The organism is Pseudomonas sp. PDM05, from assembly GCF_014851685.1.
Taxonomy (GTDB): domain Bacteria; phylum Pseudomonadota; class Gammaproteobacteria; order Pseudomonadales; family Pseudomonadaceae; genus Aquipseudomonas.
Window position 1 is genome coordinate 215,228 of sequence record NZ_JACVAC010000002.1, and the last position, 20,236, is coordinate 235,463.

A 20,236-nucleotide genomic window follows, 5' to 3' on the forward strand; every position below is an offset into this window, starting at 1 on the left:
AATGTGGTGGACCAGCCAATGAATACCTGGTTGATCCACCGCATTCGCGAGCAACCCCGCTCCCACATGGGGGTCTCATTGCCAGGGGGATCGCTGTACGGCACGGCGCTTGCTGTACAGATCACAAGGGAAATGGCCGGTGGTCAGGAGATGCGAACTAATCCCGACACCGGTCGTCAATGACTGCATGTTCTTATCAGGCGGTACGCACCATGGACAATCCTTTTCAGATCATCACCGACACCTTCACCCCCGAATACCGCGTCAACCTCAGCATCCAGCGGCTGGATGGCAGCATCATGCTCACCCTCTCGAATGAGTCGGGCGTGGTGGCCAAGCGCATGATCAGCGCCGAACAACGCAACGATCCACAGCGCCTCAAACGCCTGGTGCAAAGCATCCAATTCGGCATCGCCATCGAGCAGGGCCACAGCGCCATGGAGATCCTGGCGGTGATGACGGATGGCGATCACAAACTGTTGCAGCGACCACCCAGCCGCGCCCTGCCCTTCAGCGTCGGGCTTTAAAGCTCACCCTTCTCGGTCTCCAGGCTCGCCTCGCCCTTGCGCCGCGGCCCTTCGACTTTCACCGAAGGGAACGCCGACGAGGCGTAGCGCACCACCAGAATCGAGAAGGCCAACAGCAGAATCCCACCGCACAGGTAGATGATGCCTACGTCAGGCGGGTTGTGGTGGGACACGTTGGAGATCAGAAGGCGTGTCAGCGCGGTGATCGCCACGTAGATCAGGAAGCGCACGGGCATGTGGTTGGTCTTGAAGTAAATCCCGACCATCGCGCCCAATTCCAGGTAGATGAACAGCAGCAAGATGTCATCGATCTTGATATGCCCGTTCTCCAGCATCCCCAGAAATTCCATCACCGCCGCCCAGGCCGTCACCGCACCAATGGCGAACAACGCCAGGTAGTGGAACGACTCCACAAACAGATTACCCAGGGATTCCGCCAGCCCATGCACGTTCTGGCGCAGCCTTTCGGCCCAGTTGATTTTCACGATGATGCTTCCTTAGGTCGGTTCGACCGGATAATGCGGGTTGGACGTGACGGTTGTTCTGCATGCAGAAAAAAGGCCAGCGGCGTGTATAAGATGATGGCGGGGTGACATGAGGCACGCTCAACCTGTATTTACGGGCTACATTAAAAAACTGCTACCCAAACCCCACGGTTTGGCTTACCCTTTTCGCTGTATATAAATACAGTAGTCGCAAAAGACAACTATCGTGAAGGCATGTGAGGTGGTGAATGGCCGTCGAAGTGGTATACCGCAGCAGCCGAGATCTGGAGCGTTTGTTCATGGATAAAGCCGAAGCTGACCGTCATGACAAGATGCTTGAACTCGCTGAGTTGCTCGCAGAAGTGCTGCAAAAAGCCGTGCCGTCGTTGAGCGAGCAGCAGGTTGAGGAAGCCGGGATCTACATGGCGAAGAACCGCGATGTGTTTGCCAAGGCGTTCAAGAGCCAACCGGATGCACTGTCCGAGTTGCTGAACCCCGCGGCAGAATAAAGCCCGAATTGAACAGGCCCTGAATCATTGATTCAGGGCCTTTTTAATATCTGGCTAGCGGTACAGCAGGCGTTCGGCCAGTTCGTCCGCCACCCTGGCGGGGGAGCGTTTTTCGGCTTGGGCGTGGGCGTAGATTTCCGTCAGGCGGGTGCCAATGTTCGACAGGTGCGCGGTGATGGTGGGCAGTTCGGCGCCGCGGTGCTTGAGCGCGACGTAGATCAAGCCGCCGGAGTTGATCACGTAGTCGGGGGCGTAGAGGATGCCCCGTGCTTCCAGCTGATCGGCGTTGTCCAGGTGGGTCAGTTGCGCGCTGGCGGAACCGGCGACGGCGGCGCAGCGCAGTTGGCCGACGCTCTGGCGGTTGAATACGGCGCCCAGGCCGCAGGGGGCCAGGATGTCGCAGGGGGTGCTGAGCAATGCATCGTTGGCGATGGGGTGCGCGCCCAATTGCTCCATGGCCAACTGCACCTTGCCATGGTCGATGTCGCTCACCAGCAGCTCGGCACCCGCGGCGTGCAGTTGCTCGGCCAGCGCGTAACCGACGTTGCCCAGGCCCTGCACGGCCACGCGCAGGCCTTCGAGGTTGTCACTGCCCAGGCGCGCCATGGCGGTGGCGCGGATACCGGTGAATACGCCCATGGCAGTATGGGACGAAGGGTCGCCCGCCGCCGTGGTGCTGGTGACGAAACGGGTGTGCTGGGCGATGCAGTCCATGTCGGCCACCGAGGTGCCACTGTCGATGGCGGTGATGAAGCGCCCGTCGAGTTTTTCGAGGCAGCGGCCAAAGGCTTCGAACAACGCGGCGCGGCTTTCCACGTGCACTGGGCGGACAATCACCGCCGTGCCGCCGCCCACCGGCAAGCCAGCCAGGGCGGCCTTGTAGCTCATGCCCTGGGCCAGGCGCGCGGCATCCGCCACGGCACTTTCGTCGTCGGGGTAGGAGAGGTAGCGACAGCCACCCAGGGCGGGCCCGAGACGGCTGTTGTGGATGGCGATGACCGCCTTCAGCCCGGTAACCGGGTCGACGCTCAAGTGCAGCGATTCAAGGCGGGTGCTGTGCATGAGAGCAAACATCGTCAAGCTCCCGAATCACTTCTGGTAGTGGCCCAAGTATAGGCTTGCGGTGGAAAACTGCCGGAATACGCTGGAATAAGCCGCCCGTTTTTGTAGGTCGCGCGACATAAGCAAGTGGGATATATCTCAAGCCACTGGACGAAAATTCCCAGCAAGGCTAAAACGGGGACATCCGCCGGAGAATGCAATGAATCCCCGCAAAGCCTTTTTCGCCTGCCTGGAACGCTCCCCCCCTGCGCTGTTTGAAGCGGCGCTGTGGATTGCCGCCGAGCACGACTCCACGGTGCAGCCGTTGGTGATCCTGCAAGAGCTGACGTTGCTGCAACAGCAAGTCAGCGTAGGCATGCCCATGCTGCCGGCGGATGAACTGGGCCAGCCGCTGCTGCGCCGCCTGAACGACCTGGGCTTCGCCCAGGACGACTTCACCCCGCTACGCCCCGCCGCGGCCTTGCTGGACAAAGTCTTGCAACGCAAACGCGGGCAGCCGCTGGCCATGGGGTTGATCGCGCTGGAGCTGGCGCGACGTCTGCACATCCCGATGGTCGGCGTGAATTTCCCCGGACACTTCCTGCTGCGGGTACCCGGCGCCGATCACCTGCTGGACCCCTGCGGCGGCCGGCGCCTGTACCCCAACGATTGCCGCGAACTGCTGCAACGCCAATACGGCCCCAACCTCAAGTTGCAGGCCGACCACCTGCACAGCGCCGACCCACGTTCGATCCTGCAACGTCTGTCACGCAACCTGCGCCAACTGCACCTGGCCAATGACGCGCCGCTGGCCGCCCTGGTGGATGCCGAACGTGTACTGGAACTGGGCAATGCCAGCGCCGCCGATTACCTGGCGCGGGCCAGTTTGTATCAGCGCCTGGATTGCCCGAACGCCGAGCGTTTTGATCTGGAGCACGCGTTGATGCTCAGTGAGGACCCGATCCAACGCCTGCGCTTGACCGAGCGATTGGGCCATTTGCCGCCTAACTCAGTGGTGCACTGAGCATCAAATTGTGGAAGCTGCGGCGCATCAGCGATTGGCCGGCGCTTTTAGAATGTCGCCATGCAATGGACTCACAGGCCCACTTGAGCCCGGTGATCTCACTTGGATGATCAAGAGCGCCGCCATCACCGCCGGAATCGCACAGAAGAAGAAAATCTGCTGCACCGGGATATGCATCGCCAGCAACAGGCTGCCGAACAGCGGCCCCAGGATCGAGCCAAACCGACCCACACCCAACGCCCACCCCGTGCCGGTGGCGCGCACGTGGGCCGGGTAGAAGTTGCTGGCGAAAGCATTAAGCGTCAGTTGCCCGCCGATAATGCAGAACCCGGCGGCAAACACGCACGCCACCAGGTAGCGCGGATTGTCGTGATTCAAGCCCAGCAGGATCGTGCACAGCGCGGCCGCCGCCAATACCCCGGACAACAGGCGCACTTTGCTTTTCAGGCGGTCGGCGAACCAGGCCATGCCGATGGCGCCAAGGGTGCCGGCAAACAGGAACATCGAGGTCACCAGGTTGGCTTGCTTGAGGGCCAGCCCACTTTCCAGCAGCAGCGACGGCAGCCAGCTGATCATGAAATACAACAGGATCAGGCTGACAAAAAACGTTGCCCAGATCAGCAGCGTCGGGCGCGCATAGCCGTTGCGGAACAGCTCCACTACCGTCAGTTGGCCGCCCTGCGCCTGCGGGCTGTCTGCCGCAGCCGCCAGCGGCGCTTGCCAGCCGGGCACCATGTGCGTGCTGACATCGTGCAAACGCGCATACGGCGGCGCATCCCGCAGCAAGCGCGGCAGCGACTCCGGCAGCAACCACACGAGGAACGGGAACAGCAGCAACGGCGTCACGCCACCGGCAAGAAACACCGCCTGCCAGCCGAAGCCGTCGATAAACCCGGCGGCCACAAACCCACCCGCCGCACCGCCGAACGAAAAGCCGCACGCAGCCAACGTCACCATCAAGGTGCGCAGGCGCGGTGGCGAGTAGTCCGACATCAACGCCATGGCGCTCGGCATGGCGCCGCCCATGCCGATGCCGCAGATAAAGCGTGCCGCCATCAAGCTGGTCAGTGAGTGGGCGAACACCATCAGCAGCGTGAGGCTGGCGTAGATCAGCACGCAGCCGAGCAGGATGCGGCGCACGCCAAAGCGGTCCGCCAGCGGCGTAACCAGCAGCGAGCCCAACGTCAGCCCCAACAGGTTGGCGCTGAACACCGGGCCGAAGGCCGCTTTTTCCAGCCCCCAATCCTTGGCCAGCGCTGGCACCACGTAACCCAGGACCTGGGCGTCGTAACCATCGGTCACCAGCAACAGCGCCAGCAACAGAAGAATCAACCACTGATAGCGCGACACCGGACGGGCGTCGAGTGCCGCGCGAAAGCTGGCAATCTGATTGTGCATCGCAAGGTACCTATTATTTTTATACGGATGACGCTGATCAAACTGTGGGAGCTGGCTTGCCTGCGATGGCGGCGTGTCAGGCAACTCATCTGGCACGGGTGCTCCGCTATCGCAGGCAAGCCAGCTGCCACATTTGTATTTAGGGGGTGTCAGGTTGATTGGCGGGGTGCGCCTGAATAAAGGCCGGATGCTGCGCCGCCAACGCCGCCACCCGGCCGATACGCGGATACGCCGCCAACGGCACCTTGAAGCGCTCCGCCGCATACAGCTGCGGAATCAGAAACGCATCCGCCATGCCTGGCTGCTCCCCAAAGCAAAACCCTGTGTCGCCAATCAACTGTTCCACCGCGCCCAGGCCCTGGCTGATCCAATGGCCGATCCATTCCAGCAGTTGCGCTTCGTCATGCCCCCACTGGCGCAGCAGGTTCTGGGTGCTGGAGTTGTGCAACGGATGAATATCGCAGCCAATGATCGACGCCACCGCGCGTTCGTGGGCGCGGGTTGCCAGGTCTTTGGAAAGCAGCGGCGCCTGTGGATAACGTTCGTCGAGGTACTCGATGATCGCCGGTGACTGGATCAACAGCTCGCCGTCATCGGTGCGCAGGGCAGGCACGCGGCCCTGCGGGTTGATCGCCAGGTACTCGGGCTGGCGGTTCGCGCCACCGGCCGGCACCAGCAGGTTGACCGGCACCGCACGAAAATCCAGGCCCTTGAGCGCCAGGGCGATGCGCACCCGGTACGACGCGGTGGAGCGGTAGTAGGTATAGAGTTCCATCGCCCTGCCCTCTTAACGTGCGGCGACCACCGTGCCACGGCACTCGCCGAAGCCGATGGAGGCAAACCCTTCGCGGTTGCAGCGGGCGCGCAGGATGATTTCGTCACCGTCTTCAAGAAACTTGCGCACTTCGCCGGAAGGCAACTCGACCACCTTTTTACCGCCCTCGGTCATTTCCAGCAGGCTGCCAAACTGGCCTTCCTGCGGCCCGGACAAGGTGCCCGAACCAAACAGGTCACCGGGCTGCAATTGGCAACCGTTGACGCTGTGATGCGCCACCAACTGGGCGACGGTCCAGTACATATGCAAGCTGTTGCTCAGGGCCAGGCGCTGGGCCGGCAGGTTCTGCTCGCGCATGGCGGCGGTGGTCAGCAGCACTTCCAGTTCGATGTCCAGCGCACCCGCCGCCTGGTCGCGTTTATCCAGCAGGTACGGCAGCGGTTGCGGGTCGCCTTCAGGCCGCGCCGGTTGTGCCTTGCGGAACGGCGCCAGGGCTTCGGCGGTGACGACCCACGGCGAGACGGTAGTGATGAAGCTTTTCGACAGGAATGGCCCCAGCGGCTGGTATTCCCAGGCCTGGATGTCCCGCGCCGACCAGTCGTTGAGCAGGCAGAAACCGGCGATATGCTCGGCCGCGTCGCCAATCGCAATCGAGTCGCCCATGGCATTGCCCTGGCCGATCCAGATGCCCAGCTCCAGCTCGTAGTCCAGGCGTGCACAGGGGCCGAAGCTCGGTTCGGTCTGGCCGGCCGGCAGCGTCTGGCCTTTGGGGCGGCGCACGTCCGTACCGGAGGGGCGAACGGTCGAGGCGCGACCGTGGTAGCCAATCGGCACGTACTTGTAGTTGGGCAGCAATGGGTTATCCGGACGGAACAGTTTGCCAACGTTCTGCGCGTGTTCGATGCCGACGTAGAAGTCGGTGTAATCGCTGATTTTCGCTGGCAGGTGCATCTGGCAATCGGCGGCGCGATGCAGCACCTGGGCCTCTCGCGCTTGCAGCGGGCTGCCTTCGGCGAGCAGTTCCAGCAGGCGCTCGCGCAGGGCCACGCGCGCGCCGCGACCCAGTGCGAAAAAGTCGTTCAACTGGCCACCGGCCGTGGCTTCGACGGCACGCCGGGCTTCGCCTTCGAACGCGTCGATGGCCGCGTGCAGGTCCAGGATCGCATCGCCAATCGCCACGCCACTGCGCGGCGCCGAGCCGTTGTGGCTGAAGATGCCCAGGGGCAGGTTTTGCAATGGGAAATCGGCGTGACCGTTGGCGGAGGCTACCCAGCTGCGGGTCGTGGTGGGCTGAGTCATGGGTTATCTCCGGTTCGGGTTGAAGGTGACGGGCAGCGAGGCCCAGCACGCGTCATAAGAGGGTTGCAGTTGCGGGCAGTCCAGGGCGAATTGGGTCGGGCGCAGCACTTGGCTGGTCTCGAACATGAAGGCCATGGTGTTATCGATCTTGTGCGGCGCCAGCTCGACGTTGATCGCCTTGGTGCAGGTTTCGCCGTCCGGGCCGTGGGCGCTCATGCAGCTGTGCAGTGACGCGCCGCCGGGCAGGAAGCCTTCGGCCTTGGCGTCGTAGGCCCCCTGGATCAGGCCCATGTATTCGTTCATCAGGTTGCGATGGAACCACGGCGGCCGGAAGGTGTTCTCGGCCACCATCCAGCGCGGCGGGAAGATCACGAAGTCGAGGTTGGCCAGGCCGTGCACGCTGGTGGGCGAGGTCAGCACGGTGAAGATCGACGGGTCGGGGTGATCGAAGCTGACGGTGCCGATGGTGTTGAAACGGCGCAGGTCGTATTTGTACGGCACATTGTTGCCGTGCCAGGCGACCACATTGAGCGGCGAGTGGTCGAGCTCACAGCCCCACAGTTCGCCGAGGAATTTCTGCACCAGGGTGGTCGGTTGCTGCAGGTTCTCGTAATGCGCGACGGGCGTGAGGAAGTCACGCGGGTTGGCCAGGCCATTGCTGCCGATGGGGCCCAGGTCCGGCAGACGCAGGGGTGCGCCATGGTTCTCGGCGGCGTAGCCGCGGGCTTGGGCATCCAGCAGTTCGACGCGGAATTTCAGGCCGCGTGGCAGTACGGCGATCTCCAGCGGCTCAACGTCCAGCACGCCCAGTTCGGTGGCAATGCGCAGGCGGCCCTGCTCGGGGACGATCAGCAGTTCGCCATCGGCATTGAAGAACACCCGTTCCATCGAGCGGTTGGCGCAATAGTTGTAAATGCTGATGCCTGCGGGTTTTTCCGACCCGGAGTTGGCGACCATGCCGACAAGGCCGTCGATAAAGTCCGTCGGTTCAGCGGGAATATCCAACGGGTTCCAACGCAACCGGTTTGGCGTCACCGCGCCCAGCGGTCCGCCGGCGAGCTGGCGCTCCAACTTGACGAACGCCGGGTGATTGGCCGACGGCTGGATGCGGTACAGCCAGGTACGCCGGGCTTCGCTGCGCACCATAGTGAAGGCCGTACCGGAGAAGAGTTCGGTGTACAGCCCGTAGGGCGCTTTTTGCGGGGAGTTCTGGCCGACCGGCAATGCGCCGGGCAGGGCTTCGCTGGCGAATTCATTGCCGAAGCCCGAGAGGTATTCGAGGTTCATGGATCATCCTCTGTACGGAAGTTGTTTTTATCGTAATCCAGTTACGCATAACGTAATTTGATCACTATCGACCGTCAAGCTATAAAGACGCCCATTCATCTCTCGGATTCCCGCTCCCCCATGGAAAAGCCCCGCGACACAGGCAAACAGAAAGTCCGCTCGGCCGAAGTGGGCACCGACATCCTCAAGGCCCTGGCCGAACTGTCGCCGGCCACGTCGCTGTCGCGCCTGGCCGAACATGTGCAAATGCCGGCCAGCAAGGTGCATCGTTATCTTCAGGCGTTGATCGCCTCGGGGTTTGCCGAACAGAACACCGCCACCAACCATTACGGTCTCGGCCGCGAAGCGTTGCGCGTGGGCCTGGCGGCGCTGGGCAGCATGGACGTGTTGAAAGTCGGCGCCCTGCCCCTGGCGGAACTGCGCGATGAGCTGAATGAAACCTGCTTCCTGGCGGTATGGGGCAACCAGGGCGCGACCGTGGTGCATATCGAACCGGCGGTGCGTGCGGTGACGGTGGTGACGCAACTGGGCTCAGTGTTGCCGCTGCTCAGTTCGTCCACCGGATTGGTCTTCAGCGCCTTCCTGCCCTCGCGGGAAACCGTGGAGTTGCGTGAACGGGAGATCCAGGCCGGTATCGCCCACGCCCTGGCCGACGATCAGGCCTACGCGACCACGTGCGAGCAGATCCGCGCCCGTGGCCTGCACTTTGTGCATGGCTTGCTGATGCCGGGTGTGGATGCACTGTCGGCGCCGGTGTTCAACGCCGTCGGGCAAGTGGCGGCGGTGATGACCGTGGTCGGTCCCACCTCGCTGTTCCACGCCGATGAAGACGGCCCGGCGGCGCAGCACTTGCTGGCCGCGACCCGGGCCGTGAGTTGGCGCATGGGCTATCAGCCCTGAGTCACCAGTTGGCCAAGGTCAGCGCGACGCGGTTTTCCAGGGCCTTCACCTGCGCGCCGCTGGCCAGGTAATTATTGCTGATCATCGAGAACACCAGGCGGCGCCCGTGGGCGTCGGTGATGTAGCCACCCAACGAAGAGACGCCGGCCATGGAGCCGGTCTTGGCGTGCAGGTTATCTGCCGCCGGGGTCTTGCGCAGGCGCCAGCGCAGGCTGCCGCCGGTCATGCGCTCGCGGTTGCCGGCAATCGGCAGCGCGTTGTACCAGGCGTCGAACCACGGTTGTTTGCTCGCGACCAGCAACAGGTCGGTGAGGGTTTGCGAAGACACCAGGTTCAGCCGCGACAGGCCAGAGCCGTCCACTTGCCTCAACATCGTCGTATCCAGCCCCTGGCGCTGCATGAAACCCGCCACCGCCGCCACGCCTGCCGCCGCAGTCCCGGCATTCGCGGTCTTGCGCCCCATGGCCTTGAGCAAGGCTTCGGACATGTTGTTGTTCGACAGCTTGAGCAACGGCGTGATCAGCGCCTGCAAAGGCGCGGACTGATGCTCGGCCAGCACGCTCGCCGTGGCCGGGGTTGCACCACCGATCACGCGACGCCCGACCACACTGATGCCCTGCTGCGCCAGGGCCTGCTCGAACAGGTTGGCGACCAATTGCGTCGGTTCCCAGACACTGAGCAGTTGCTTGCTCTGTTTACCCGGCGCCAGCGCACCGCTGAGCTGCAGCAGGTTGGTGCCGTGGCGACGGTTGATGCCATAGCTGTTGCCTGGCCCGCTGACCGCGCGATTGCTCAGTTGCAGGTAGTCGGTGGGAGGGAAAATCTCCACGCCCACCGGCTGGCCGACCCGCACCGGCGCCTTGGCCGTGACCAGCACGGTGCCTGCATCAAAGTCAGCATTGGGTGACACGGTCAGCGCCGAAATCTGCGCGCCGTAGTAGGTGCTTTCGTCATCGTGGGACCAGTCGACCCCCAAGCGCTCGGCATCAAACCAGCTGTCGTCGAACACCAGGTCGCCCTGCACCTGGCGGATGCCCTGGCTGGCCAATTGCGCGGCCAGGGCCTGATAGTCGGCCCACTGCAGGGTCGGGTCGCCCAGGCCGCGCAGGTAGAGATTGCCGCTCAGGCGCTCGCCCTGCCGGGTGCCATTGCTCAACAGTTGCGTGGCAAAACGGTATTGCGGGCCCAGCACATCCATCGCCGCCGCCGTGGTCAACAACTTGAGGTTGGAGGCCGGCACCAGCCGTGTGCGCGGGTTGTGCTGATAGAGCATGTTGCCACTGCGGGCATCACGCACCGTCAGCGACACCGTGGCGCCGTGCAGCGCCGGGTCGGCCAGGAGTTGGTCGAGGGAAGTGGTTTGCGAAACGCTGGCGCAACCGCTGAGTAACAACAGAAGTGCGCTGGTGTAGATCAACTTTCCAAATGGCATCAGTGAGGTGTTTCCGCGAAAAATCAGTGCGGCCACGCTACCAGCTCGCTTCCCTTGTGGCGAGGGAGCCTGCTGCCGTCAGGTCGCGCAGCGGCCGCCGCTCTTTACTTGGAAAGACGAGGACTGCTGCGCAAAGCGCCTTTGCCACAGGGGCCGGGTCTAGAAAGCCAACGTGCTGGACACCGACACCTGCCGCGCATCACCAATCGACACAAACAGGCGGCTGGCCGCCGAGCTGTAGTAGGTGCGGTCGAACAGGTTCTTCACGTTGAGCTGGAACTTGACCTTCTGCCCGTCGATCTTGGTGTCGTAGGTGGCAAACGCATCCGCCACGGTGTAGCCCGGCAAGGTGAAGTCGTTGGCCGCGTCACCTGCGCGCTCGCCGACGTAGCGTGCACCTGTGCCCACGCGCAACTGGTCGCCACCGAAAATGCTGCCGAAGTCGTAGGCCACCGACAGCGAGCCGGTGTGCTTGGCGACGTTTTGCAGGCGGTTGCCTTCCAGGGTCGGATCTTTGTCCTTGGTGTCCCTGGCGTCGGTATAGGCGTAGCTGCCGATCAGGCTCCATTGGTCGGTCAACTGGCCGCTGGCGTCCAGTTCCAGGCCACGGGAGCGCACCTGGCCAGCCAGGCTATAGATGGTGCTTCCCGCCACTTCCGACGACACCAGCACGTTGCGCTTGTCGATATTGAACAGCGCCGCACTGGCGGTGATGCGCCCAGGAATGTCGAGCTTGGCCCCCAGCTCCCACGACTTGGATCGCTCTGGCGTCAGGTCGCCGGTCAAGGTGCTGCCATCGGCCAGGGCGGCGATGGTGGAGTTGGGCTTGAACGACTCGGTGTAGCTGCCATAGAACGACAACTCATCGGTGTAGCGATACACCAGGCCCGCACGCGGCACCCAGGCCTGGCCATTGCCGTTGGTGTTGGCCTTGAACGGCACGCCTTTGCCGGCGTACTGGTCGTACATCTGGTAGCGCGCACCGGCGACGAAGATCCACTGGTCGGTGAGGTGGATCGCGTCCTGGAAGAACAGCGAGTCGCTGCGCAGCAGGTCGGTCTGGGCGCTGTCGGCGGCGCTGACGTTAGTGCCCGCGACTTCATTGCCGTAGACCGGGTTGTAGTAGTTGAACGAGCTGCGCGAATTCTGGCGGATCAGGTCGGCGCGGTAGACCTTGCGATACTCGTCGTCCATGCCGAACACCAGGTCGTTCTGCAGGCCAAACACATTGACCTTGCCTTCGAGGCTGGCGGTGGTGAAGCGGTCGGTGGTGATCGCGCCTTTGGTGCCGTCCATCCTGCGCGTCAGTGCGCCGTTGGTAGCCACGGCGCTGACGCGTACCTGGCTGGCGTCGTAGGTTTCGCGGTTCCAGCTGTAGCCGAAGTGGGCCTTCCAGTCGTCGTTCAGGTCGTGGTCGGCTTCAAAGCGGTACAGGTCGGAACGGCCTTCCATGTTGTTGAAGGGCTCGTCCAGCCGGCGGGTGGACGGGATGTCCAGCGGGTGGTTGGACTTGTCGATGGCGGTGCCGCGGTCGAACGGCGAGAGAAACTCGCGGTGCTCGTAGGCGAACAGCAATTTGGTGTTGTCGCCGTACCAGGCCAGGGACGGCGCCACCAGCGTCTCGCGGTGGGTGCCGAAGTTGCGCCAGTAGTCTTCGTCTTCATGGTCGACGATCAGCCGATAGGCCAGGCCGCTGTCGCCAATCGGGCCGGTGGTGTCGAGGCTGCCGCCGCTGCCGTTCTTGCCATCGCCGAAGGTGGAGCCGCGCACCGTCAGGGCGGTGGATTGCACCAGTTCCGGCTTTTTGCTGACGATGTTGACCACGCCGCCCGGGTCCTGGATGCCGTACAGCAACGACGCCGGGCCCTTGAGCACTTCGACGCGCTCGGCGGTGGCGTTCAGCGCACGGCCCTGCACCACCGGCATGCCGTCGCGCATGATCGAGCCGTTACGGTTGTCGCCAAAGCCGCGCAACATCACGGCGTCCTGGGTGCTGGCAAGGGTGTTGGCCTGGGTGATGCCGCTGATATTGCCCAGGGCGTCATCCAGGTTGCGCGGGGTCTGGTCGCGCAGCACTTGGGCGGGCACGACGTTGACGGTTTGCGGGGTTTCCAGCAGCAGGCCGCGCGAGCGCATCACCGAGCTGGTGGGCGGCGGCTGGTAGCTGGTGCTGTCCTGGGTCTGCTGGCCGACACCGCTGATGGTGGTGGCGCCCAGGTTGACTGCGCCTTCGGTCGGCGCGGGTTCCAGGGCCAGGGTGCGGGCGTCGATCTGGCGGAAGGTGAAACCGGAGTGGCCGAGCAGGCGTTGCAGGGCCTGGGTCGCGCTCATCTGCCCGCTGACCGCTGGGGCGCTGAGGCCGTAGGGCGCTTCATCCGTGTAGATCACACTGATCCCGGTGACCCGGCTGAAATCGCTCAGCGCCTGCGGCAGCGGCTTGGCTGCCAGGGCAAAGGTGAACTGGGTGCTTTGTTGCTCTTGCGCCTGCGCCACGCACAGGGGCAGCAAGGCCAACCCCGAGACTGCCAATACCGAGGCTCCCAGCCATTGTTTAACCAAACCGCCCGCCGTCGACTTCATGCTGTGAGAACCCGTGTAGAAAACGCTGTTAATGCGAATTGATCGCAGTTTCAAGCACTACACGGATGGGCCGCAGGTTTACCTCACATCTTTTGCAAAATATTTTCAGTTATTGCGCCTGGATGCGGAAACCCAGGCGTGGGAAATGCACATGCACGGTGCCAGCGCGTTCATCGGTGCGGCGTAGGATCAGTTCTTCGCGGCCAGCGAAAAGCAGCTCACCGACGACCGGGTCGGTGCCATAGTCGGTGGCACTGATAGCCACCTGCTGACCAGCCTTGAAGCCGTTCAAGTCATCGAACTGCTCATCCGGCAGCGCGGCTGGGGTCGCGTTATGCGCAATCTCCAGGGCTTGGGCGGCACTCATCTGGGTGGCCGTGCCGTGTTCGAAGCTCAGCACCCGCTCCAGCCAGGCGGCCATGGCCGGATAGGCGTCCACCAACGGCGCCGTCACCGACGAGCCTTTGAGGAACCACAACGGGTGGGCCAGGGCGATGTCGGCAATCGACGGCTCGCCAAACAGGAAATCCCCCGCCTGGTGCTGCAACTGCTGCTCGATGCGCCCGGCAATCGCCGGCCATTGGTGCAGGGCCTGGTCCAACTGCACCCGGGCTGCGGTGCCGCCGCTGAACAACTTGCCGCGGTCGGCCACCAGCACCTGGAGCATCTCTGGCGGTACCTTGGCAAATTTCACTGCCAGGGATTGCGGTTGGAACACCAGCGCCACGGCATGGGAAAACACCACCGAGTCCGCCCAGGCGGCAAAGCCCTGGGTGATGATTTCCTGGCCTTGGGGGAACAGCGCCGGGGCGGCTTTTTCCTGCTCCAGGCGACGGGCGATCAGGGCGGTGTCGCAGTAGATATCGGCCCCCACTTGCAGCACCGGCGTCTTGCGATAGCCCCCGGTGAGCGCGGTGAGGTCCGGCTTGGGCATCACCGGCGGAATCAGCACCGAGTGCCACGACAGGCCCTTGAAGCCCAGCAGCAGGCGGGCTTTTTCAGCGAAGGGGGATTGCGGGTAGTGGTGCAGGATCAGCTCAGACATACCGGGCTCCGCTCGAGAAGTGAACGCCTAGCTTAGCCTGCAAAAATGCGCAGGGGGGCGATGGGAACCCATCAGTCAAATCAATGGAGCGCTCGCCGCAAGGCACTCCTTGGCGCTCTTCTTCAATTTCTTGATCAGCCTCTCCTGGCGCAGTGCCTCGCCTTTGTTTGCGCACCTTTCGGTGTACACCAGCGCCACGGCCGGGCTGGACAGGAAAAACCGCGCGCCCTTGCCGCTCTGGTGCATGGCAAAACGGCGTACCGGGTCATTGCTGATGCCGCAATACAGCGAGCCATTCGCGGCGCGAACCAGGTAGACAAACCAGGGTTTGGGTTCAGAAGGATCAGTCACAGGTCAGTTCAGCAAAACCGGAAGAGCGCCAAGCTTATCAACGACTGGCCTGGAATGCCTTCAAACCACGCAATGCCTGGGTACGCACGGCGTTTTTCACCAGCGGCGTCCAGCCGAGCAACAGGCCTTTGGTGCCCAGTGCCTGACGCGACCAGCGCCACAGGTCGAAACTGTCGTGGTGTTCGCAGATCTTGCCGTCGCGAAACACAAAGCGCGCCTGGATGTCGTTGACCACGGTGTTGCCGGTGGCGCTGAACAAATAGGTGGCGACCCAATGCGCGCCGCCGCTGCGGTCATCGCTGCGCACGTTGTCGAAGGTCAGCGAGAAGTCTTTGGCGCGGGTGGTGAGCATGCGCCACATATCGCCGGCATCGCGCCCACGCAGTTCGCCAAAGGCTGGGTCGCTGAACACCACATCATCGGTGTAGCAGGCGGCCATGGCTTCGGCGTCCAGGCGCTGGAATGCCTGGTAGAAACGGGTGATCAGGGCGGTGTGGGCATCACTCATGGGCAGGCTCCGCGGGAACGTCAGGGGTGCAGAACGATAATCCGCGGGACGCTGGAAAGCCATGGCTATTCGCCAGGAAAATACGGGCTGTACCGCGACGGCCATGGCGTTGCAACTCACAACAATGAACCGTCAAGCGTGAGTGCAAGTAATACAACCGAGGGCGCAGAACGTTTATGTTCGACTTAAGTATGCAAGTCGTTCATTAACAGTCAGGGCACCATGCCACTTTCCCGTGCATAGGCATATAAGTCCACATCAGTGGAGATGCACAGTCGCAACATCGCCGTACTTTTCTGTTTACTGATCGTGGAGATACTGCGATTCACCTGTGCAGCAATCTGGCTGACAGTCATGCCACTGGCCAGCATTCGCACCACCTCCCGTTCTTTGCCGGACAATTGCGGAGGCTGGTCGTTTTTCGCGCTGCCGGCCAGGTCCATTTGGGCACGCAGGCATTCACTGACGAAGGTGCGCCCATTGATGACCGCCTTCAAGGCCAACGGCAACTCCCTCGCCGAAGCGCTCTTGGCCACAATCGCCCGGGCACCATGGCTGAACGCCGCCCTCAGGGTGGCAACGTTGGCAAACATGGTCACCAGAATCACTGGCAACGTCGGGTATTGGCGCTGCAACAAACCCAGCAAGCCAAAGCCGTCGGCCTGCTGGTCACCCGGCATAGCGAAATCGGTAACAATCACCTCGCACGGCGTACTCGCCACCAACGCCAACAGTTGGTCAGGACCATTGGCCTCACCGACAACTTTGCACAGACCACTGGCCTCGATCACCACTTTCTGCCCAACACGAACAATCGGGTGATCGTCGGCAATAATTATCCGAAGCATCGTTCTTTCCATGATGGCAATTTGAGTATTTCAAAATACATCGACAAGACTTACACAACAACAGGCGATCTCGTACAAGTTGCGGGTCCTAACCCTTGTTCACACGGCACCAACTTACGCCTACAAAATAAAAAGAATTAACTTACAGAAACACCCTACAAACAATAATTAAAAGTCTTACATATCTATGTAAAAAATCACAAATCAGCCAAATACAGCAGGTAGCGCTCGATGTCCCCATTGAAACGCTCAAGCAACGACCTGTTCGCCGCAACACCCGTGCGTCGTACCCGCTCGATCAGATGCATCGCCCGCTGCTCAAGGCCGGTATCGCCTAAAAATGCCACACCACCGACCAGCCGATGCAAATGGTGGGTGGTCAGGGCTGCATCGAAAGCGTTTCGTGCACTATCCAGTGCCGCCAGATCGTCGTGGGCTTCTTGAATCAGGCAAAACAGCAGGGGTTCGACAACTTCCCAGAAACCGAAGGTGGCAATCAGGCTCGCCCGCGTTGGATACCTGCCGTGCAGGCGTGACAAGTTGGCCGCTCGCCTGCCCTGCTGCCGATACGTTTCAGGGGCAGGCAACCAGTACAACAGCATGTCTCGCAGTTGCCCCAGCGTGATGGGCTTGAGCATCCAGTCGTCCATGCCGCACGCCACACAGCGCTGGATCTGTGCGATGTCCAGGCAGGCGGTCAAGGCAATCACGGGAATACGCGCCGCACACGCTTCACTTTCGCGCTGGCGCAGTTCAAGGGTCATGGCATAGCCGTCCATTACCGGCATGCGGCAGTCGCTGATAACCAGGTGAAAGGGGCGCGTTGCCAGCGCCTCAAGGGCTTGCTGCCCATTTTCGACCGTTTCGTGAGCCACTCCCAACACTTGCAGAAATGAGCCGATCAACAAACGGTAGGCACTGTGGTCGTCTGCCAGCAACACCCGGATTGCTTGCCAATGTGGCGGCGGAGACATGGCGTTGCCTGGACCACGACCGGCACTGGTGTGCTGCATAGCTACCTCGCGCAAAACGATCAGCGCGCCGGCCATGCATGTGGCTGACGGGTGCCGACCTGACGGTCGACCTCACTCGATTTTTTCGCGCAAGGACCTGTATCACCATTCAAAGTAATGAATTGACGTGATTTACCCGCAAAAAAAATATCCGAACGAATGATTGATGGCGATACAACAACTACGACATTGCAGCTTTCCCTGCATACACGGCGTGACGTTTCAAAAAAATCCTGCCCTGATCGCGTTCTCGTAAAAGTTGCATGTTTCCTGGCCAGAGCCGGCGCTAAATTCGCCGCCGCTCTGGCCATCGAAGGCGCAGGGGGGCGAGTACTGCCACGCCCCCATCAACGCACGGCCCGAGCTCCCCCTATTCCTGTACGACACGGAGCTCACTTCACATGAAACCTCTCTTCTACCCCCTGGTCGCCACTGCCTTGCTGGCCAGTACCGCCTCGGTTTTGGCGGCCAGCAGCGTCGACCTGAACGTAACAGGCCTCATCACCCCCAGCGCCTGCACGCCAACCCTGAGCCAGGGCGGTTCCATCGATTTGGGCAAGCTGGCGGCCAAAGACCTGACTGAAGACATGGAAACCGAACTGCCGGCGATCACCCTGCAACTCAGCGTGAATTGCGAGGCCCCCGTGCTGTTTGCCCTGCAGGGCACGGACAACCGCCCCGGCACCGCCATTACCCCGGACGGTTATGGCCTGGGCCTGACCGACGCCGCCGAGAAACTGGGGGCCTTTAGGCTTGCATTGCGCGATGCCGTTGCCGACTCCACCAGGGTCACCGCCCTCCTGTCGGCGGACGACGGTGTCACTTGGCAGGAGCGGGAATACCCCAACACCTGGAATCGCACGGGGTTGGCGGCGTTCGGCAGCAATTCGGGCGGTGTCTGGACGCCCCAGGCCGCCAAGGAGCTGACCAGTGACCTGGTTGTCGAGACCTACATCTCCGCCAGCCGAGACTTGACCCTGACCGACGAACAAACCATCGACGGCTCGGCCACCCTGGAAGTGCGCTACCTCTAACGCCCGCTCGGCATTCAGCCGCGCAGAGCGCTTTCGTATTAGTTGCATTTCAGCCACCCAAGTGCGGCGCTACAGTCGCCGACGCTCAGGCAATGACGGCGCGATGGGGTCCCCCCTCACAAGAATAAATGTTGGGTTCCTGTCAGCGCCCTGCCCGAGCCTTGTTCCAAAGGAGTTCCATTAATGAAAGCCTTATCCACAACCCTGTTGGCCGCCACCCTGCTTGGCCTTACACCTTGCGTGCTGGCCGCCAGCGGCGTGGACCTGACACTCAAGGGCAGCATTACACCCAGTGCCTGCGTCCCCACACTGACCCAGGACGGTACGGTCGATTACGGCAAGATCGCGGCCAAGGAGTTGTCCATGAACAGCTCCACCGAACTCCCGCCTGCCAACCTGCAACTGAGCGTGAACTGTGAGGCCCCAACCCTGTTTGCGCTGAACGGCAAGGACAACCGCTTTGGTACAGCCCACTACTCCGCCTTGAACTGGGCCTACGGCCTGGGCTTGATCAACGGCACCGAAAAGTTGGGCAGCTACGGCATTGACGTGCTCAACCCTGTTTCGGACGTTGTGCTGTACCCGCTGTTTTCCTTCAACAACGGCCAAAGCTGGTTGATGAACCCCTCGGGCAGCTACATGTCGCACAGCGCCTTGAATGCCTTCACTGACATCCCCGGCAGCGGGCCTCACTTTCCGGCCGCCCTGCGCAACATCACCGTCGACCTGCGCATCTCCACCGACATCGCGCCAGCCAGGACCCTGACCCTGACCGAGGAAGTGCCGTTGGATGGCAGTGCCTCGCTGGACCTGCTGTACCTCTGACCACCGTCCCCAAACGCCCACCCACAAGGACTTGTGCCCATGGATAAAACCCCCTCCGCCGCCCTCGCGCTCCTGCTGGCGGCCTGCACACCCGGCGCCATCGCCGCCAGCAATACGGACCTGAGCGTCACCGGGATCATCACCCCGGCGTCGTGCACACCCAGCCTGTCCGACGGCGGCGTAGTCGATCACGGCAAATTGACCGCCAGGGACCTGGAACTGGACAAGCCCACCAGTCTGCAAACCGGCGAAATGCGCCTGCACGTGCAGTGCGAGGGGGCGACATTCTTCACCCTGACCACCTTGGACAACCGCGCCGGCAGCTCGGCAATCAACCCGGCGCATCATGGGCTGGGCATCATCAACGATGACCAGAAACTCGGCAGCGTGGCGCTCGGCCTATTTGACCCGGTGGCCGACAGCCAGCCGGTGCAAGCCATCCTCTCCCGAGACGGCGGTGCCACCTGGTATCCCTCTTCATACCTGGGGCACGCCGGCTTGACGTCGTTTGCGACGCCAAGCGATCCCTACACACCAATCGCCTTGCAAGAGCTGAGCGCTCGCCTGCGCGCCTTCACCATGATCGTGCCCGCCACCGACCTGACCTTGCTCGACGAGGTGCCGATCGACGGCCAGGCCACGCTGCAACTCAAATATTGGTAACCCTCGCTTTCCCTTAACCTCTACTCAGGAGCTCAACCATGAACACCGCGTTCAAATCCCTAACCGCCGTCCTTCTGTTCGCTGGCAGCACCAGTGCCTTCGCCGCGTCCAGCGTCGACTTGACCGTCAAGGGCCTGATCACCCCAAGTGCCTGCACCCCCGCCCTGTCCAACAGCGGTTCAGTCGACTACGGCAAGATTTCGGCCAAAGACCTGAACATCGACCAGGTGACCCCACTCGACGAGCAAACCGTGCAGCTCACCGTCACCTGCGATGCTGCGACGCTGATGGCGCTGGACGCCAACGACAACCGCGCCGGCTCGAACTACGGTGGCAACACCGCGGAGTTCGGCCTGGGCCTGATCAACGGTACGGAAAAGCTCGGCGCCATGAACCTGAGCTTGAACGCGCCCGTCGCCGATGGCGTGGCTGGCCGTCCGATCGCCTCTGCCGATGGCGGGGTCACCTGGCTCAGCGAACGCAATCTGACACCTGCCAACCTGGTGTCGGTGGCCGACGCCACGGTCGACGCGCCAATCCCTGTGCAGGTGCTGACTTCGGACCTGATTGTCAGCCCCAAAATCGCCCCATCCAGTCAATTGACGCTGACCAACGAAGCCGCCATTGACGGCTCGGTCACCGTAACCGTGCGCTACTTGTAAGCACACCTTGAAGCGTGTGGCGTCAGGCAC

The 20,236-nt window shown here is 62.3% G+C and carries 21 protein-coding genes; 8 read left to right on the top strand and 13 right to left on the bottom strand.

The features are described from left to right. Positions 1-212: 212 nt before the first annotated feature. On the top strand, positions 213-527 hold the full coding sequence (locus IB241_RS05830) for a DUF3509 domain-containing protein (RefSeq protein ID WP_192297484.1): 315 nt from the start codon (positions 213-215) through the stop codon (positions 525-527). Here IB241_RS05830 and IB241_RS05835 read toward each other — a convergent pair. After that, positions 524-1,012 carry a phosphate-starvation-inducible protein PsiE gene (locus tag IB241_RS05835; protein ID WP_192297485.1) on the bottom strand — a complete coding sequence of 163 codons (489 nt, stop codon included), beginning with the start codon at positions 1,010-1,012 and terminating at the stop codon, positions 524-526. The genes IB241_RS05830 and IB241_RS05835 overlap by 4 nt on opposite strands. Before the next feature lie 248 nt (positions 1,013-1,260). Between IB241_RS05835 and IB241_RS05840 the strand changes: the two genes are divergently transcribed. Next, complete coding sequence (locus IB241_RS05840; protein WP_003188807.1) at positions 1,261-1,521, top strand: YebG family protein; 261 nt, start codon at positions 1,261-1,263, stop codon at positions 1,519-1,521. Between the two features lie 54 nt (positions 1,522-1,575). Here the strand turns inward: IB241_RS05840 and IB241_RS05845 are convergent, their stop codons facing one another. Next, positions 1,576-2,595, bottom strand: a complete 1,020-nt coding sequence (locus IB241_RS05845; protein ID WP_192297487.1) for a Glu/Leu/Phe/Val dehydrogenase family protein — start codon at positions 2,593-2,595, stop codon at positions 1,576-1,578. 187 nt (positions 2,596-2,782) lie between these two features. Between IB241_RS05845 and IB241_RS05850 the strand changes: the two genes are divergently transcribed. Next, positions 2,783-3,586: a SirB1 family protein gene (locus IB241_RS05850; RefSeq protein ID WP_192297489.1), complete on the top strand. Its 804-nt coding sequence runs from the start codon at positions 2,783-2,785 to the stop codon at positions 3,584-3,586. Positions 3,587-3,613: 27 nt separating this feature from the next. Here IB241_RS05850 and IB241_RS05855 read toward each other — a convergent pair whose 3' ends face one another. The 4 genes from IB241_RS05855 to hmgA all read right to left on the bottom strand — a co-directional run bounded on the left by IB241_RS05855 (position 3,614) and on the right by hmgA (position 8,345). Next, positions 3,614-4,984, bottom strand: coding sequence for an MFS transporter (locus IB241_RS05855; protein WP_192297491.1), 1,371 nt, complete (start codon positions 4,982-4,984; stop codon positions 3,614-3,616). Between the two features lie 139 nt (positions 4,985-5,123). Next, positions 5,124-5,759 (bottom strand): maleylacetoacetate isomerase, encoded by a 636-nt coding sequence (gene maiA, locus IB241_RS05860; protein WP_192297493.1) that lies wholly within the window; start codon positions 5,757-5,759, stop codon positions 5,124-5,126. Between the two features lie 12 nt (positions 5,760-5,771). After that, the gene (fahA, locus tag IB241_RS05865) at positions 5,772-7,058 is read right to left on the bottom strand and encodes a fumarylacetoacetase (protein WP_192297495.1); all 1,287 of its coding nucleotides are present in this window, start codon (positions 7,056-7,058) and stop codon (positions 5,772-5,774) included. A 3-nt stretch (positions 7,059-7,061) separates the two neighbouring features. Then, complete coding sequence (gene hmgA / locus IB241_RS05870; protein WP_192297497.1) at positions 7,062-8,345, bottom strand: homogentisate 1,2-dioxygenase; 1,284 nt, start codon at positions 8,343-8,345, stop codon at positions 7,062-7,064. Positions 8,346-8,465: 120 nt separating this feature from the next. Here hmgA and IB241_RS05875 point away from each other — a divergent pair, with 120 nt between their 5' ends. Next, the gene (locus IB241_RS05875; protein ID WP_192297498.1) at positions 8,466-9,245 is read left to right on the top strand and encodes an IclR family transcriptional regulator; all 780 of its coding nucleotides are present in this window, start codon (positions 8,466-8,468) and stop codon (positions 9,243-9,245) included. Position 9,246: 1 nt separating this feature from the next. Here IB241_RS05875 and dacB read toward each other — a convergent pair whose 3' ends face one another. The 7 genes from dacB to IB241_RS05910 all read right to left on the bottom strand — a co-directional run bounded on the left by dacB (position 9,247) and on the right by IB241_RS05910 (position 17,058). After that, positions 9,247-10,677 carry a D-alanyl-D-alanine carboxypeptidase/D-alanyl-D-alanine-endopeptidase gene (gene dacB, locus IB241_RS05880; protein ID WP_192297500.1) on the bottom strand — a complete coding sequence of 477 codons (1,431 nt, stop codon included), beginning with the start codon at positions 10,675-10,677 and terminating at the stop codon, positions 9,247-9,249. Between the two features lie 159 nt (positions 10,678-10,836). After that, positions 10,837-13,257, bottom strand: a complete 2,421-nt coding sequence (locus IB241_RS05885) for a TonB-dependent siderophore receptor (RefSeq protein WP_192297502.1) — start codon at positions 13,255-13,257, stop codon at positions 10,837-10,839. A 109-nt stretch (positions 13,258-13,366) separates the two neighbouring features. Continuing rightward, complete coding sequence (locus IB241_RS05890; RefSeq protein WP_192297503.1) at positions 13,367-14,302, bottom strand: glutathione S-transferase family protein; 936 nt, start codon at positions 14,300-14,302, stop codon at positions 13,367-13,369. 75 nt (positions 14,303-14,377) lie between these two features. Then, positions 14,378-14,653: a GIY-YIG nuclease family protein gene (locus IB241_RS05895; RefSeq protein ID WP_192297505.1), complete on the bottom strand. Its 276-nt coding sequence runs from the start codon at positions 14,651-14,653 to the stop codon at positions 14,378-14,380. Positions 14,654-14,690: 37 nt separating this feature from the next. Beyond that, positions 14,691-15,161, bottom strand: coding sequence for a nuclear transport factor 2 family protein (locus IB241_RS05900; RefSeq protein ID WP_192297506.1), 471 nt, complete (start codon positions 15,159-15,161; stop codon positions 14,691-14,693). A gap of 212 nt (positions 15,162-15,373) precedes the next feature. Further along, the gene (locus tag IB241_RS05905; RefSeq protein ID WP_192297508.1) at positions 15,374-16,009 is read right to left on the bottom strand and encodes a response regulator transcription factor; all 636 of its coding nucleotides are present in this window, start codon (positions 16,007-16,009) and stop codon (positions 15,374-15,376) included. Between the two features lie 197 nt (positions 16,010-16,206). Continuing rightward, positions 16,207-17,058 (bottom strand): response regulator, encoded by an 852-nt coding sequence (locus tag IB241_RS05910; RefSeq protein ID WP_192297510.1) that lies wholly within the window; start codon positions 17,056-17,058, stop codon positions 16,207-16,209. Positions 17,059-17,423: 365 nt separating this feature from the next. Between IB241_RS05910 and IB241_RS05915 the strand changes: the two genes are divergently transcribed. The 4 genes from IB241_RS05915 (at position 17,424) to IB241_RS05930 (ending at position 20,206) form a co-directional block, all read left to right on the top strand. Next, positions 17,424-18,056, top strand: coding sequence for a DUF1120 domain-containing protein (locus IB241_RS05915; protein WP_192297512.1), 633 nt, complete (start codon positions 17,424-17,426; stop codon positions 18,054-18,056). A gap of 183 nt (positions 18,057-18,239) precedes the next feature. Next, positions 18,240-18,881 carry a DUF1120 domain-containing protein gene (locus tag IB241_RS05920; protein ID WP_192297514.1) on the top strand — a complete coding sequence of 214 codons (642 nt, stop codon included), beginning with the start codon at positions 18,240-18,242 and terminating at the stop codon, positions 18,879-18,881. A 39-nt stretch (positions 18,882-18,920) separates the two neighbouring features. Continuing rightward, positions 18,921-19,544, top strand: a complete 624-nt coding sequence (locus tag IB241_RS05925) for a DUF1120 domain-containing protein (RefSeq protein ID WP_192297516.1) — start codon at positions 18,921-18,923, stop codon at positions 19,542-19,544. A 38-nt stretch (positions 19,545-19,582) separates the two neighbouring features. Next, positions 19,583-20,206, top strand: a complete 624-nt coding sequence (locus IB241_RS05930) for a DUF1120 domain-containing protein (RefSeq protein ID WP_192297518.1) — start codon at positions 19,583-19,585, stop codon at positions 20,204-20,206. Positions 20,207-20,236 lie beyond the last annotated feature (30 nt).

What these genes read in the sequence shown, in the direction of transcription:
- IB241_RS05915 (WP_192297512.1), top strand. Translation starts at nt 17,424, where the DNA reads ATGAAACCTCTCTTCTACCCCCTGGTCGCCACTGCCTTGCTGGCCAGT.
- IB241_RS05840 (WP_003188807.1), top strand. Translation starts at nt 1,261, where the DNA reads ATGGCCGTCGAAGTGGTATACCGCAGCAGCCGAGATCTGGAGCGTTTG.
- IB241_RS05885 (WP_192297502.1), bottom strand. Translation starts at nt 13,257, where the DNA reads ATGAAGTCGACGGCGGGCGGTTTGGTTAAACAATGGCTGGGAGCCTCG.
- fahA (WP_192297495.1), bottom strand. Translation starts at nt 7,058, where the DNA reads ATGACTCAGCCCACCACGACCCGCAGCTGGGTAGCCTCCGCCAACGGT.
- IB241_RS05875 (WP_192297498.1), top strand. Translation starts at nt 8,466, where the DNA reads ATGGAAAAGCCCCGCGACACAGGCAAACAGAAAGTCCGCTCGGCCGAA.
- hmgA (WP_192297497.1), bottom strand. Translation starts at nt 8,345, where the DNA reads ATGAACCTCGAATACCTCTCGGGCTTCGGCAATGAATTCGCCAGCGAA.
- IB241_RS05905 (WP_192297508.1), bottom strand. Translation starts at nt 16,009, where the DNA reads ATGCTTCGGATAATTATTGCCGACGATCACCCGATTGTTCGTGTTGGG.
- IB241_RS05830 (WP_192297484.1), top strand. Translation starts at nt 213, where the DNA reads ATGGACAATCCTTTTCAGATCATCACCGACACCTTCACCCCCGAATAC.
- IB241_RS05900 (WP_192297506.1), bottom strand. Translation starts at nt 15,161, where the DNA reads ATGAGTGATGCCCACACCGCCCTGATCACCCGTTTCTACCAGGCATTC.
- IB241_RS05855 (WP_192297491.1), bottom strand. Translation starts at nt 4,984, where the DNA reads ATGCACAATCAGATTGCCAGCTTTCGCGCGGCACTCGACGCCCGTCCG.
- IB241_RS05850 (WP_192297489.1), top strand. Translation starts at nt 2,783, where the DNA reads ATGAATCCCCGCAAAGCCTTTTTCGCCTGCCTGGAACGCTCCCCCCCT.
- dacB (WP_192297500.1), bottom strand. Translation starts at nt 10,677, where the DNA reads ATGCCATTTGGAAAGTTGATCTACACCAGCGCACTTCTGTTGTTACTC.
- IB241_RS05890 (WP_192297503.1), bottom strand. Translation starts at nt 14,302, where the DNA reads ATGTCTGAGCTGATCCTGCACCACTACCCGCAATCCCCCTTCGCTGAA.
- IB241_RS05930 (WP_192297518.1), top strand. Translation starts at nt 19,583, where the DNA reads ATGAACACCGCGTTCAAATCCCTAACCGCCGTCCTTCTGTTCGCTGGC.
- IB241_RS05920 (WP_192297514.1), top strand. Translation starts at nt 18,240, where the DNA reads ATGAAAGCCTTATCCACAACCCTGTTGGCCGCCACCCTGCTTGGCCTT.
- IB241_RS05925 (WP_192297516.1), top strand. Translation starts at nt 18,921, where the DNA reads ATGGATAAAACCCCCTCCGCCGCCCTCGCGCTCCTGCTGGCGGCCTGC.
- IB241_RS05910 (WP_192297510.1), bottom strand. Translation starts at nt 17,058, where the DNA reads ATGGCCGGCGCGCTGATCGTTTTGCGCGAGGTAGCTATGCAGCACACC.
- IB241_RS05845 (WP_192297487.1), bottom strand. Translation starts at nt 2,595, where the DNA reads ATGTTTGCTCTCATGCACAGCACCCGCCTTGAATCGCTGCACTTGAGC.
- maiA (WP_192297493.1), bottom strand. Translation starts at nt 5,759, where the DNA reads ATGGAACTCTATACCTACTACCGCTCCACCGCGTCGTACCGGGTGCGC.